The organism is Pelotomaculum propionicicum, from assembly GCF_004369225.1.
Classification (GTDB): Bacteria; Bacillota; Desulfotomaculia; order Desulfotomaculales; family Pelotomaculaceae; genus Pelotomaculum_B; species Pelotomaculum_B propionicicum.
In genome coordinates this window covers 1-15,144 of record NZ_QFFZ01000028.1, presented here as the reverse complement: position 1 = coordinate 15,144, position 15,144 = coordinate 1, and the positions used below count along the sequence as shown (strand labels likewise).

Sequence of the window (15,144 nt, the reverse complement as noted above, 5' to 3'; positions counted from 1 at the left end):
TATGCTTTATAAATTGTCAACAAATATATTGCATTAATTTATACTGTTTTCTAACCCAGTATTTATGTCGTCTAACTTGAAAGATCAGACTCTATTGATTTAAGAATTGATTGCCAGTCGCAGTGCCGCTCTATATTTTCCACCGCAATATTAATACCTTCAGCATCACCGGGAGGGATGCGCCTGGATACTTCCGAAATCTTCTCGATAGTGGTATAGGTGTCACTGTGCACCAGAATTACCGGGACACCTTTTTCCGCCGCGCGAGAAATAACCTTCACATCAGGGTAAAGTCCGCCTGTTAAAATTAGAGCCGAAGTGCTTGTCTCAAGAGTGGCCAGCGCCAGATCAGCCCGGTCCCCCCCCATAATCACAGCTTTATTGGCTGAGCGGCGCATATAACTAAAGGCGCTCTCCAAGGTCATGGCGCCTACAATAACCTCCTCCACAAGTAAACCAAGACCGTCTTCACCTGTCAGCAACTCGCCTCCCAGAGCCTCATAATACTCTGAAACAGTAGGTGAGGCGATTTCAGCGCGCAATGGGATCACCCCGACTGTTTTGCAGCCCATCTTTTCAAGAACCGGCTTAAAGATTCCGTCAGTTTTGGACATCAATTGCCTGGGTACGTTATTGAAGATATGGCCAATGACCTCTAATCCTCTGGCATTAATGTGATCATTAAAAAATATTGCCTGATCTAAACTGAGGTCGTTTTCAAGTTTAATGATATTTAAAATAGAGGCGTTAAAGAATCCGGCCAGGTTTATAGCATCAATGCCGTAAGACGCGCCGGTGTGGGGAAAGGATGCTCCGTCTATAATGACCAGGTCGGTTCCTCTTGCTATTTCTCCATATGCTTCATTGATGATATCAAGTATCTGCTGTTGATTCTTCAGCCCGGAAAGGTAAGAAGCGCCCAATGTAAAGGGAACAACCTTCTTGATATCAGCTTTAATACTTAGAACCTCTTTCATCAATAAAGCGTCGTTATCTTCGCCGCCGTTAAACTTGGCGCGGCTTCCAACCGGCTTGAAGTAAGCCACTTTGCAACCTTCTTTTTTCAACTTTAGCGCAATACCCAGAGCGACGGCTGTTTTGCCGCTGCCCGCCACTCCGGTTAGATAAATGTTTTTCATCTGTTTCACCTCATGATAGCGTTATTTTAACATCAAGCGCGGCCACACCATGCTCGTATGCAAAGACCGGGTTTATGTCTATCTCCATAATTTCGGGGAAATCAACGGCCAGCATGGCCACCCTCCGGATTACCTTGCTTACGGCTTCGAGATCAACCGGTTTATCGCCACGGTAGCCTTTGAGCAGGGTATAAGCTTTTGTTTCGCTAATCATTTCTTTTATTTCATTGACTGTAATCCCGTTCGCGAGCCGGAAGGTAACGTCTTTCAAGAGGTTCACGTAGATTCCTCCAAGCCCGAAGCCAATCATCGGCCCAAACTGAACATCCCTGCTCATTCCTACAATAAGCTCAATTCCTTTTGGCGCCATTTTTTGTATTTCAATACCGTGGGGAATGACTTTGGGCAAGTACCGGTGCACGTTTTCCATGACGTTCACATAAGCGCTTTTCACATCACCGGCTGTTTTCAATCCAATTTTAACTCCGCCCACATCGGTTTTGTGCTGTATTCTAGGAGAGGCTACTTTTAACACCACGGGGTAGCCCATATCATCTGCTTTTGCCGCAGCTTCTTCAGGAGAGTGGGTTAACACGGTGGGAATCGTGTCAATCCTGTAAGCGGCGATCACTTCCGCCGCTTCACTGCCAAGTAAAGCCAGGCGATTATCCCTTTTGACATCGTAAAATATAGCTTTAACTGTCTTTTGGTCAGGTTTGAAATCAGTTACTGTTATTTCCGCTGCAGTACGCTCCTTAAGCTTGCGATACATCGACATGCCCGCCATGGCGGCTATGGCCGGTTCGGGCATCGTAAAGCAAGGGACGCCGCCGGCGGAAAGAACTTTGGCGCCTTCAGCCAGTGACGGCCCTCCCATGTAGGCGGCAACCAGCGGCTTATCAGGGTAAGCTTTATTGAGTTCAACAACGGCTTGCGCCGTTTCCAGCGGCTCGGTAACAGCAACAGGGCACAACAGCACTGCCGCGCTGTGTACGTTTTCGTCCTTTAAAACTGTTTCCAGGGCGAATTTAAACCGGTCTGTCCTGGCATCTCCCAGAACATCCACCGGATTGTAAATGCCAGCCTCAGGAGGCAGGTTTAGCCGCAGCTCATCAATGGTCTCCTTAGCAAAGCGGGCCATGGAGAGACCGTAGCTCTCAACCTTATCAGTGGCTATAATGCCGGGGCCTCCCGAGTTGGTCACTATGGCTATTTTTTCTCCCTTCGGAACGGGCTGGCTGGTAAAGGCTATCGCCAGGTCAAACAGCTCTGACATGCTGTATACTCTCAACACACCGCAACGCTTGAAAGCGGTGTTATAAGCCAGGTCACTTCCCGCCAGCGCCCCGGTGTGAGAGGAGGCGGCCTGGGCGCCGGCCTGGCTGGTGCCTGACTTCAGGATGATAACTGGCTTCTTAAGGGTGGCCTGTGTCACTTTTTTTAAAAATTCGGACCCGCAGGATACATCTTCAATATAGCAGAGAATTACTTTTGTATTGGGATCATCCGCCGCTTCGGAGATGCAGTCGACTTCGTTGAGGTCCGCCTTATTGCCAAGGCTGTAAATTTTACTATAACCGATACCAGCTAACCTGCTCCAGTCCAGAATAGCCGCCAGCATTGCCCCGCTCTGAGAGATAAAGGCTATTTCTCCTTGGGGTGGGAAACCTTTGAGAAAAGTTGCGTTAATTGGGGTGTGGGTATCAATAAAACCAACACAGTTAGGACCAAGTAAACGCATGTTGTATTGCTCACAGAGAGATAATAGTTTCTTTTCCAACTCGGCTCCCGCACGGCCTGTCTCCTTAAAACCAGCCGTCAATACGATCAGGTTTTTAACACCTTTGGCGCCACATTCTCTGGCAATATCGAGAACTTTACCAGCCGGTACAGAAAATATCGCAGTATCAACTTTTCCAGGAATACCGGTTATAGATGGGAAACAGGGTATCCCATTAATTTCCTTTTCTTTTGGGTTGACAGGATAAATTTTTCCTTTATAGCCGCTTTGGACTATGTTATTCATCAGAACGTTGCCTATTTTACCGGTTTTCGGGGAAGCTCCAACAACCGCCAGGGATTCTGGCGCTGCAAATATACTTTTTCCAATCAGAATATTTCACCTCTTGTGCTCAACATTTTACTAAGTACGTAAAATAGTGTTAAATTTTTTAAGCAATTAAATAAATAATGACTAGACCATATAAGATTATATAGCTCGTATAAATTAATGAGTAATCGAAAAATCATATACAAACACCTGCGCTATAGCAAGTGCCTATAATTTTATAGAACATAAGGGTAACACCATATAATTACATTTCTCACAACGTATATAGATCATCTAATAAAAAAGACCGTTAACTATATCCCGTTAACAGCCTGATTTTAATTGATTACACATAGCCCCCAATATATTGAAAAGCCAATCAAAGATTTTCTCTGTTATAGCCTGACTTATTATATCATCCACAAGTTCATATACTTTGTTTCAAATCAAGTCTTGCAGCCCTTACGCAATATTTATTATTATCATATCCGCCTTCTTCTTACCTGGATATAAGCCAGTTATAAGCCATTTTTTCTAACATCTCCCATGGCCGCCTGATTAGTTCCTCATCACCAGGTAGCTTCCAATCAGCTTTTTTGACTTCCCACGGCGTTATCATGCGAGCTTGAGGAAACTCTACATTGCCGGAGGGCTTTGGCATGGATTTGGGTTCCGGGGCAGGACCATCCGAGTATCTGCCATACTCCATGATGGCGTCGAGCAAAGCCCGGAAGTTTTCAGGCTTAGTATCCTCAGGAACGTTAGTTCCACCACGTATAATCAGGCCTCCATCCTTGCCGACAGTCTCGCATAATAGTTTTACCCGGGCACGGACCTGCTCCGGGCTGCCAAAAATCAACGTCTGATCCGGCATCCCGCCGGCTATGCATTGCTTGTGCCCAAAAGCTTCCTTTGCTTTGAAGATATCCGTCCCGTTATCGATATCGCACAGCACCGTTCCCTTGGGAAATTCCGCTATATGGTGCCAATGCGCTTCCCAATTGCCTTCCAGGAATACCCGGAAGGTGTAGCCCGCTTCAATAAGCATCATCATACCTTTTTTAAATGTTGGCCAATAAAAATCATCGAACTGCTTAGGCGACAGGAAGCAGGGCTTATGAGTCGCGACAAATATCGGATACCGCTTTAGTGGGTCAGCTCCGGCTAAGGTTATATTCAGAAGATCGGGCAGGATCGCCTCGCACGCCTCCTTCACATTATCCGGCTGCCTGAACATGTCCCGTATAATCCCGTTAAGTCCACGGAATCTATCTGAAAGATAATCAAAAGGAGCCACGAAGTTTCCCATAACTGGTACCGGCATGCCAACCTCAGAGGCTAATCTGGCAGCTCTTTCACGATTAATAGCATTGTTAATACCTTGTGCCATACCGGACTTCAAAAACGCCATATGGGAGCGAACAGATCCTTTCCCTTCATACTCTCCAAACACCCTGGGAAAATAACGTTCCATCCTGAAGCCTACCGGGTCATCAATAAACATCCGGTACTCATCGGCTTTCATGTACTCAGTTTCATCAAACTGCTGTAATGACTTTTCGGAAATATCACGTCCCGGTACTTTAAAGATACGGTAGTCCGTCACATCAAAGCTTGGCGCCCACAGCAAATTAATCCGGAATATATCCACTTCCGGATACTTCCTGGAGAAGTCAAGCTTAACCTTGAGCCATATCTCAGGATCGTACATAATCTGCTGATAATTGTAGCCTGAGTTTTTAATAGCAAAATAGAGAGTCTGAAACGCTGTCGGCACCCGGTCAGTCGGCTCCATTGCTATGGCCGCCTGGTAGCGGCCCAGTCTTTGGTTAAATAGTCTCTTAATTTCCTCTGACATAAAAACCCTCCTGGTCGTTTATTGCCTGATTGGTTTTAATACCAGTTTTCATTGCTGGATTCTTCTTTTCAAATTTCTTTAAATTTGGCCTTTGCCGTACTAATGAACAGACTCACGTTAATCCAGCCATATGAAAGAGTCCCATCCTACCCGCCACCTAGAAATGGGACTATAAACAAACGGTCTCCATCCTTTAATTCTGATTCCATTCCTTTTAAAGAAGCGATATTCCTGCCGTTTAGCAGAAAACAAAGTTCTTCCTTCAGTTCCTTACCTTCAGAATCAAAAATCCTCTCAGTAAATTCACTGCCGAAAGATTTAGAAAGGAGATCCAGAAGATCACGACAGGTAGCCTGAGTTTGCAGAGTGACGCTTTCTTCCCCCCTGGCTCCCTTAAAACCATCAAAGTCGACAAGCCATTTTACTGTTACAGTGATCATACTTGCCTCCCCAACGCTCTGGAAAGAGTACCCCCCTCAACTAACGCAATTTAATCGTATCTATTTAAAACCGCTTATTCCCCGATATAAAGTTCCTCTACCTTTTCCGGCAACGGCACTCCCTCTTTATGCCAGCCCATCAGAGTATAATAATATCTTTTGGCCTTCTCCATCTTATCGGGGTCGAGGCACCTGTCCGCCAGTGCTCCGTCAGTTGTAGGCTGGAAGAACCGCAATGGCAGCCTGTCGTCATCAGCGGTCAATCCTTCCCTAATATTGAATAACCTGGCCATAGTCATGATTCTCTCAGCTACCCTCAGCTGCTCCATAACACTGGTATCCCACCCGGTAACAGCCGCCGTAATGTCAGCAACAGTCTTGTGATCCACAGGCACCGCGGCCAGGTGACACATCAGCAAAGAGTCAAACAGCACTTGCCTGAGATGCTCCACCTTGAACAAAGCTACTTTGCGGGGTCCAATATCATCTTCCGGCAAAGTATCGAGGAATCCCATATATCTATAGGTTTTCATCCTCTTAGCGTCAGCAAATTTGTAATCGTGCACGTTGCAGCAATGGTCGGCGCCATGAGGGTTAACCATAAAGCCCAGGCCCATGCTTGGCATGCGTCTGGGATCGTGTTGCCCCGGCTCCACCCCCTTGACGTGCACCGCGAAATCCTCGGCTCCATTACCGATTTTTTTTGCTAACCAGGCGGTACCTTCAGCCAGCAGATTGCCGAAACCATCTCTCTTGGCAATAAGCTCAACGCATTTCAGCATAGCTTCAGCATTGCCGAACCGCAGTTCAATACCACCGGTGTCTTTAACGCTCAACAACCCTTTTTCAAAGCACTCCATGGCAAAGGCAATGGTACAACCTGTCGCTATGGTGTCTATCGAAAACGCATTACATAGTTCGTTAGCTTTAACGATAGCTTCTACATTATCCACACCACAGTTGCTGCCAAATACGGACAGGCTTTCATATTCCGGCCCGCCGTAGGCGGGGTCGATAGAATATTTTTCCGATTTGCACACTTTTTTACAACGCACCGGACAGGCAAAACAACCGTCCATACCAACTCCCATGGTATTCATTATAACTTCTCCGGTAATCTTCTTTACCTCGGGGAATGCTCCGTCACGGAAATTGCGAACCGGCAGGTCGCCAACCTCCATGCCTGTCTCTATGCTGGGACCACCTGTGCCGTATTCGTGCCATTCCCTCACGATCATATTGTTAAACATGGCGTCTTTTAAAAATTTATTTAATTCCTTAATACGTGCGGGATCAGCTACCCGTGGCGCTTTGCGGCCTCTAACCGCGATCGCCTTGAGGTTTTTCGAACCCATTACCGCACCCAGGCCACCCCTGCCGGCGGCGTCGAAAAGCCCATTCATAATGCAGGCATAACGCACCATCTTTTCTCCGCCTGGCCCTATCAGCGCCACGCGTATCTTATCGTCACCCAACTCAGACCTGATCATTTGCTGGGTCTCTTTTGTATTCTTACCCCAGAGGTGACCGGCGTCCCGGATACTCACTTCCTCATCATGTATCCAGATATAGACCGGCTTAGCCGCCTTCCCCTCGATGATTAGAGCGTCGTAACCAGCCCACTTGAGCTGGGCGCCCCAAAATTCACCCACCTGCGACAGGGCTATTCCGCCGCTTTGGGGAGATTTGGCGCCAACACCATTACGGCCACACGCTATAACAGGTGTTCCCGTCAACGGCCCATTGGCAAAGACAAGTTTATTCCTGGTCCCAAGAGGGTCAATTCCTTTTTTCAGCTCTTTAAGCAAAAAGTAGGAGATAAAGCCGGAGCCACCCAAATATCTCCGGTAGAATGTATCATCCTTTCTTTCTACAGAGGTGCTCATTTCAGATAAATTAATTCTCAGGATTTTACCGCCATAACCGCCAGGCACTTCTGCTGTCATTAACTTTACACCCTTTCACAATGAAAAACCTTGGCACTCCTTAATTGGGATTGTCACATACTCGCAGAAACATTTTAAATTAATGCGGTGAGTCAACATGCAGTTTGACGTTTTGAGCAGTCAAACGCTTCTGAAGTTCGGCGATATCCAGCTTTGGAAAGTTGTTACCGATTGCAGCCGCTGTGCCGGCCGCCTCACCGGTGACAGCGCAGGCCGGTATGACCCGGGTGATCTCCCACATGGTGTCTGTGACGGAGATATCCCGGCCGGCTGCAAGAAGGTTTTTTACCTCGTTGCAATAAAGCGTTCTGAACGGTATCTCATAAGCGGGCCCGCGTTTTCGCCAGTCGCCGGTCATACCGATGCTGTCCGGCATATATTTACGGTTCTCCGTATCATCCATCGTGTAGGCGCCAACGAGCCGGCGTGACATGCGTACGAGCGGAATTGCAGATATCGTGACGGGGACATATGAATTATCGGTCTTTCTGTGTTCCAGGATATCTTCATACATCTTGCCGTGCGCTGCGATTACGGCACGGCTGAGTTCCTCACCGTCAACTCCTGAAAAACGGTGGTTTTTATCCAGACTCTCAACCTTGCTGGCTTTATACTGATCTTTTTCTTGACTGCCTGCGTTCTGCGGCATCTGATCCGGCACGATATCGGCCAGTCCGAACATTTTCAGTGTCACTTTGCCGCCGCTGTAATAATAATACCAGCTGGCTAATCCGTTGCCGCCTTCGTGAAGTACTGTTTTCGCGCCTGACATATGGCAGATATCGGCATCACCCGTGCAGTCGATGACGGACTGCACGGCAATGGCGGACCGGCCGGACTTGTTCTCAACAATGACTGATGTGATCATTTCATCTTCGCAAGTGACGGCACAGGCAAGGGTTCCGTAGAGAATGGTCACCCCCAGCGTTTTGAGCAACGCCTCGGCTCTCAGGGCAAACAGGTGCGGATTAAACTGCGTGATGTAGCGGTTCTTGATCCGTTCCTCAAGGCTGCCGCCGTCTAGCCACGCGCTCGGATAATTGGCCTCGGCCCCGTGCTCAATGGACAGCTTCAGGAGTTCCTCTCCGATCCCGAAGACCAGCTGATTCCCCTTGCCGTCGCATAGCGGCAGGTAGATCGTGACTAGTCCGAGCGTCGCCAGGCCGCCCAGCAAGTATTCGCGTTCGAGCAGTACGACATTTTTGCCGCCCCGTGCGGCAGCCATCGCTGCCGCGATGCCGGCAATACCGCCCCCGGCAACGAGTACGTCGCATGACAGGGCTATGGTCGTTTTCCTTTTTCTCTCGAAAACAAACTTTTCCACAAATCATCATTCCTTTCAGTCCTCTCGCCGTTTTTTGCCGCATCGGTTTTCTTGGCTGGACGGCAGGAGTATGGGAAAGAAACTAATCTTTTTTTGTGATCTCAATATATCCCTCGTCGGCATTCACCAGCACCATATCGCCTGTTTCGATGACAGTCATCGGGTCTGTTTCAAAGTCCGTCATCGACGGGATGTGGGCGACCATCGCGCAGGCGACGGCCAGCGGGCATGTTTCGGTATGAACGAACGCCGCCGGCTTCAGCTGACCCCTGCCGTAGCTCATAAACCCGCCCGAACCCCTCGGTGAAGGATAGACGAGAACTTTGCCTGCGTAAGGCACTTTAAAAAGCGGATGGTTTCGCTCCGTCGTATAGCCTCTTTCCGGGTTGCAGTTGGCAAATCCTTGCAGCGGTTTCGGTGACACCAGTGCTTCGGCTTCCACACAGCCACCGTATTCTTTCCGGCCGTATATTCTGATCTTTCTCATATTGTCATCTCCATTCCCCGTGCCATCTGCCGGTCAGCGCCGCGTCGACGCAGTCGTCCTGTGAACCGTAGCAGACCTGCAGCCTGTTGTCGTCGTCGGGATAGCGTCCGGTGATGTAATACGATTGTTTTGCAGAGTCAACGGCCAGATTCCTGACACCTGCCGGTACGGCGCCCATCGCAGCCGGGCACGTGCCGGTCATGAGATGCGCGCCGGCATCCTCATATATTTTGAGATACCCGATGTTCTTTGCGACATCATACAGCCACGGCGCTGTCATAATCCAAAGCGGTATTTTGCATTTTTTCCCTTCAAGCTTGCGCGCGATCAGCATAAGGTCGACGATTGTCAGATGAGGACATCCGAGATAAACAAGATCCACCTCATCCGATGTATGGTAATTCAGCGTCTCGTAGGCCCTTTTAAGTTCCGCCTCCCCGATCATTGTCACACGCTTCGGTTTCTTGCCATTCAAGGCAAACTCAAGTGTGGGCGCCTCAGGCGTGCTTCCGGGGATGTGGTACATACGGACGGCGCCGCCTGTATTCATAGCGGAGTTGAGCTTCATGATCTGTGTCGTCGTCGGTTTTCCGGTTCCGGTCAGGACAGGCACATGGACGCCGACATCCTCTCCGACGGCGAAGCCGAAAACATCCCATTCAATATCTGTTTTGATGGTTCTTTCTGTTTTGACAAGGACGGTAGCATACCGGTTTTCCGTGATGTGCATGTCATAATAAGCTGCTTTCCCAAGGAAACAAGTGGCAAAGCTGCCGTCGATGTTCGTGCGTGCGCCGAGGTTGGCGTTGCAGTACGGGACAGCGGAGCTCTCGTTCCAGGAGCAGTGTTGCCCCATCGTAGGGAGATAGGTAGAAGTCATATAGTTGGCGCAGGAGTGCGTTGTCATCATGCCCATGCGCCTGTAAAGTTCAATCCATTCCTCACACATGGCTTCCTTATGGAATTCCGGGTCATTATGCTGACAATTCTTATTGCCAGAGGCGCAAACATTGCACTTTTCCCAACCTTGAACGGGAGGCAGCATATAGAAAGGCGATTTGTTGGCAAAAGTCGGAATTTTAAAATGGGCTCCGGCGTCGACGATTTTTTTCAGCTCTTCAATAGGGAACGCATAAAACGGCGACATCGATGTCATTGGGGTATGGAAGTCACCTGTGCCGTCAAGGTCAATCAGTTTTTCCGCACCGGCTACCTCGCAGACTTCTACGAGATACTGCATGCAGATCTGAGGCACAAATCCATCTTCGCCCTGAAGCATCCGTTTTTCGTCATCGGTCAATTTCAGCATATTACTTCTCCAAATTAGAAAATAATCACATTACGCAAAGCTTCTCCTCTTTCCGAGGATGCTATCGCTTCGTTAATCTGGTCAAATGGATAACGAGCGGTGACAAGTTCATCCAGTTTTAAACGGCCCCCCTTATAAAGCTCTATAAGGCGGGGAATATCTATCCTTGGTCTGAGCGCTCCCATCGCGCTGCCCGTTATCATTCTCTCTCCACCAATTACATCAGTTGAATCGAAAGGAGTTAAAGGCTCCTTCTTGCTGTGTCCGATGAAAACAATCATTCCACGTGGTCCTGACATCTTAAGTCCTTGATACTTGACTTCAACGCCTGCGACTGAAACAAAAACATAATCAGCGCCGCGGCCGTAGGTCATATTTATTACCGCCTCGATTGGGTCGGACACCTTCCTTGTGTTGACTGTATGTGTAGCGCCAAAAGCGCGGGCCGCCTCTAATTTGCTGTCCAGGACATCTACCGCTATAACCGGATATGCTCCTGAGATTGAAGCCGCTTGTATGGCATTCAGACCAACCCCGCCGGTACCTATCACTACAACACTACTGGATACTGGAACTTTAGCGCGGTTGACTACCGCCCCGTAACCGGATATGACGGCGCAGGACAAAAGAGACGCCAGATCTATAGGCATATCCCTGTCGATTTTAACCAGATAATCTTCATTAACAATGGTATACTCGGCGAAGCCGGCAAAGGTAGGCGCATGCTGGGTAAGGCGCACTCCGTCCTTGTTGATAAGATGACCTGGCCCGGCCAGCAAGAATTCCTTCGTGCTGGTTCTCTTTATCCTGCGTTTCTCGCAAAAGTTAGGAAGCCCTATTGTACAATAATAGCAGCGCCCGCAGCCTGAACCCACCAGGCACGCCACAACAGGGTCGCCAGGTTGTACCGCTGTGACGCCTTCTCCCACTTCTTCCACATAACCTGCCACTTCATGACCACCTACCGCAGGCAGTGGAGCAGGCCCGTGCTCGCCTTTCAGGAAGTGGAGGTCACTATGGCAGATGCCGACCGCGGCGATACGGATTTTAACTTCGCCCGAGCCCGGTGGTTCAATAGTTACCTCTTCTATCAACAATGGTTTGCCAAATTCGTAACAGATAGCCGCTCTCATTTCGCTTTGCTCTTCCTTCCGTTGAAGTTTATTAGTTAAAGTTCTAGATCTCCTCATCAAAAATCTGGTAAATCGGGGCGCCCTCACACTGTGCCGGCATTCTCACCCCACCCAGTATGGCCATGGTCGGCGCAAGATCAACCTGTCGTATTACGCGGTCCACAAACACTCCCTTTTTAAAGCCCGTGCCCGCCGCTATAAATATCGGTGACACTGACGTGTCCGCATATCCCACGGTAGTTGCCAGAGAATCTCCGTGGGTCGCGTTAAAGCCTTCTTCAACAAAAAACACTATATCCCCGGTCTCCGGCCCGCTCAGCCCAAATACCGCCGCATCCTTATTTCTTACTGCCAACGCGACAACACGCTTACCCGTTTTGGGATCCCTGTAACTATATAAGTCGTCTATAATTTTTCTTTCCAGTTCCTCTTTGTCTTTTGGATCAACAATACCCGTCTTATTCCTTCCTTTCAGGTTAATCCATATGAAACATGAACGTGTGTTGACAGCCTTTGTTTTTTCCCAGTCAATCTCTTTTAAGATATTGCCCTTTTCATCCTTCTTAAGAACTGTGTAACCCAACTCTTTCATAACGCCTGCGTTAACCCCGTTAAGATCGGCTAACAGAGGTGATTCATATTCCGGAGTGATTAAACCATGGTCGGAAGTTATGATTATAGACCAGCCTTTATCCAATAAATGCATAAACCGTCCCAGATACCTGTCCGTATCTATATAAACGTTTTCCATGAATTTTTGATATACAGTCTCGTCATTACCAAGCTCTTCTTCCCTGGTCTTACAGTAGTACCAGTAGGCATGTCCCTGGGAGTCGACATTATGAACATGCGAGAATATCACATCATAGTTTTCTTTTTCGATTAAGTAGTTTAATACATCAGCCTGCCACTTTGTATATCTTTCAGCTGCCGGTTGTTTTGCCGCCTTAAGCATATATGGGTCTGTATTGCTGCTGTTACACAGAGAAGGAACATAACCGACATTTTCGATTACATCTTTATACAGATACTGTGGGTGCCACATAGTATCACATTCAGCGTCCAAGGCGTTGGTCATCCATATTTTTACTTCGGAGCCGTCCGGCGCTATTTCCAAAGCTTTATACGTTCTAGTACATGTGAATGTGTCTTCTTGCGCTTTAATCTCTTCAAGAACTATAGGTGAAAACCCTCCGTTCTTTTTAATAGTCACATAGGGTTCCGCTTCTTTCTTGGACTTATAGACAGCTACCCGGTCATATACACCGTTTTCGTTTTTCAGAATCAACGCGGGTCTTCTGGCAAGCCCATTTGAAGTAACTATGGTAAACTCTTTCGCGCCTGCCGGAGCATGCTCCCAGCCTGTTGGTTCTTTAATCGGAGAGTTAACCAGGTCAAAGGCCAGTTTTTCAATAGCCCTCTCTCCGTCATCATGAGTAAGCATAATATTCTTAAATTCTTTTTTGCCTAAAGCTGCGCCAAACACGTCAGAGCCTTCTTTATCAACTTCCAGATCTGTGATTATACAGCCCGCTCCCGCTTTATGAGCGGCGTGAGGCTGGTATAAAACCGATTCAATTTCTGTTGAAGCATAAATAATTTTTTCCCAGTCCTTAAGCGCGACACTCATATTAACCATGACCGGATTTGTTCCATCAACCACATGCAAATTAGGGTTGTCCGAGGTTGGGGGCCATGCGCTGCCCGGCCAGTGCCAAACAAGGGTCTTTTTCCCCGCGGACGCAAAAACGTTCCATAGCGGCTCAGCTTTAGAATCCCTGGAGTCCAGGTTGTAAACCACTGTATCCAAATCTTCCGGCGACTGCCTGAAGAAATCAGTGACACCATGCGTCTCCGGATATGCGCCCGTCGACAGTGTCGTCCACAATGGCGGTGTAACTGTGGGATGCGCGCCGAGCATCACCAAATCTTCCCTGGCAACGCCGCGTTCTAAAAACTTTTTGATGTTTGGAAGCTTACCCTGGTCCATGTACTTTTTAGTCAGAGACGGTTCCAATCCGTCCACACCGAGCACAATTATTTTGTTGCTTAACGCTTTTCTTTTCACAAATATCCCTCCTTAATTTGTTATAAAAATTATATGGCTCATAAAATTTTTTTACCAATCGGCAATTAATATATGAAGCCAAAGGTTATAGTCATTACCTTTAGCCAAAGAAAAAACCGGCCTTCTGAATTAGAAGCATCCGGTAGAATATTGTTAAGAAAAACTAGCAGATCGGTAAACCTGCTCAAATCACGCGATCCACATATACTTTTTATAAAACCTTAGTGTATTTTTGTTATTTTAGATCCTATTTATTTATGATAAAATTTTTAATAATATCTGAACTATTTAAATCCCATACAATTAATTTCCGCATAAGGCTTCCGGTTTTACCCAATAAGCTATAGGGGGATTGGTATGCGCTTAGAGCAGTTATACTATCTAACTGAAGTAGCTAAAACAAAATCAATAAGTCTTACTGCTGAACAAATTTATGTGTCACAGCCAAGCATTAGCGAAGCAATTCATAAGCTGGAAAAAGAGTTGGGAGTTACCTTGCTTACCCGTTCCACACAGGGTGTGTGTCTCACAGAGGACGGTGAGGAGGTTGTTAAAAAAAGCAGGGAAATTTTAAAACTTGTTGAGGATTTAAAACTAGGTTTTAAAGCTTGTGAACCTAAAACTCCAACCCTCAGAGGAAATCTGCGCATTTCTTCCTCGCCTGTCATATGTGCCGGTATATTACAGAAAGTATTGATAACTTTTAGCAGAAATTATCCCGATGTAAATATAACTGTAAAAGAAAAACTACCAGAGAAGGTAATATTAGATGTTAATACAGGCAAAGCTGACCTTGGCTTAATTGTAATACCGGATGGGTTTTCAACCAGCTGTGAATGGGCAGAAATCTATTTCGAACGGCTGTTTTACGATAAGCTAGTTATTGGCGCAGGAAAGTCTTCTCCACTTTCGAAGAGGAAATCTATTTCATTAAAACAATTATTGAAATATCCTGTGGCGATTCACCAGGGCGAAGATATTAACGAGAACTGGCATGTTAAACTTTTAAAAAAATATGGCGAACCAAAAAAAATATTAAAGTTAGAAAATCCCAAACTGTTTTATAAAGTAATTATTGAAGGAATAGCTATAGGATTCTTTTCCAAGTCATTCTTGAAGAATTTCTACCTTTTAGAAGATATTATCTCTATACCTATAAGTAATACTATACAATTATCTTATGGGTGGGTAAGGTCAAATACTCATCCTTTTTTAGCAACCGCACAAGAATTTGTCAAGGTACTAAAATCATCTTACTAATCTATGATTCCACTGCAAAAAGGGGTGTTTTTTTCTTTTCATTTGCCCCTTAAGAAAATTGACTGGGATTATCATCCATCTAACTGACCGTTATGTTGCTTCCCTTTACGGTTTTATGCATGGATTATGG

Annotated in this window: 11 protein-coding genes; 1 reads left to right on the top strand and 10 read right to left on the bottom strand. The window is 47.0% G+C overall.

Annotation, left to right across the window (positions count from 1 at the left end; all coding sequences use genetic code 11):
- Positions 1-71: 71 nt before the first annotated feature.
- The 10 genes from Pmgp_RS12155 to Pmgp_RS12110 form a co-directional block, all read right to left on the bottom strand.
- Entirely contained in the window at positions 72-1,139 is a 1,068-nt protein-coding gene (locus Pmgp_RS12155) for a phosphotransacetylase family protein (RefSeq protein WP_134214256.1), read from the bottom strand.
- Between the two features lie 10 nt (positions 1,140-1,149).
- Positions 1,150-3,252 carry an acetate--CoA ligase alpha subunit gene (gene acs / locus Pmgp_RS12150; protein ID WP_427910033.1) on the bottom strand — a complete coding sequence of 701 codons (2,103 nt, stop codon included), beginning with the start codon at positions 3,250-3,252 and terminating at the stop codon, positions 1,150-1,152.
- A 436-nt stretch (positions 3,253-3,688) separates the two neighbouring features.
- Positions 3,689-5,047, bottom strand: a complete 1,359-nt coding sequence (locus tag Pmgp_RS12145; RefSeq protein WP_134214254.1) for a uroporphyrinogen decarboxylase family protein — start codon at positions 5,045-5,047, stop codon at positions 3,689-3,691.
- 146 nt (positions 5,048-5,193) lie between these two features.
- Positions 5,194-5,487, bottom strand: coding sequence for a MoaD family protein (locus Pmgp_RS12140; protein WP_134214253.1), 294 nt, complete (start codon positions 5,485-5,487; stop codon positions 5,194-5,196).
- 74 nt (positions 5,488-5,561) lie between these two features.
- Positions 5,562-7,433, bottom strand: coding sequence for an aldehyde ferredoxin oxidoreductase family protein (locus tag Pmgp_RS12135; RefSeq protein ID WP_134214252.1), 1,872 nt, complete (start codon positions 7,431-7,433; stop codon positions 5,562-5,564).
- A gap of 79 nt (positions 7,434-7,512) precedes the next feature.
- Positions 7,513-8,757, bottom strand: coding sequence for an FAD-dependent oxidoreductase (locus tag Pmgp_RS12130; protein ID WP_134214251.1), 1,245 nt, complete (start codon positions 8,755-8,757; stop codon positions 7,513-7,515).
- An 82-nt stretch (positions 8,758-8,839) separates the two neighbouring features.
- Entirely contained in the window at positions 8,840-9,244 is a 405-nt protein-coding gene (locus tag Pmgp_RS12125; protein WP_134214250.1) for an aconitase X swivel domain-containing protein, read from the bottom strand.
- Positions 9,245-9,248: 4 nt separating this feature from the next.
- Complete coding sequence (locus Pmgp_RS12120; protein ID WP_134214249.1) at positions 9,249-10,553, bottom strand: aconitase X; 1,305 nt, start codon at positions 10,551-10,553, stop codon at positions 9,249-9,251.
- Positions 10,554-10,567: 14 nt separating this feature from the next.
- Positions 10,568-11,686 (bottom strand): alcohol dehydrogenase catalytic domain-containing protein, encoded by a 1,119-nt coding sequence (locus Pmgp_RS12115; protein WP_134214248.1) that lies wholly within the window; start codon positions 11,684-11,686, stop codon positions 10,568-10,570.
- Positions 11,687-11,729: 43 nt separating this feature from the next.
- Positions 11,730-13,754, bottom strand: a complete 2,025-nt coding sequence (locus tag Pmgp_RS12110) for an alkaline phosphatase family protein (protein ID WP_134214247.1) — start codon at positions 13,752-13,754, stop codon at positions 11,730-11,732.
- Positions 13,755-14,111: 357 nt separating this feature from the next.
- Here Pmgp_RS12110 and Pmgp_RS12105 point away from each other — a divergent pair, with 357 nt between their 5' ends.
- Positions 14,112-15,014: a LysR family transcriptional regulator gene (locus Pmgp_RS12105; protein WP_134214246.1), complete on the top strand. Its 903-nt coding sequence runs from the start codon at positions 14,112-14,114 to the stop codon at positions 15,012-15,014.
- Positions 15,015-15,144 lie beyond the last annotated feature (130 nt).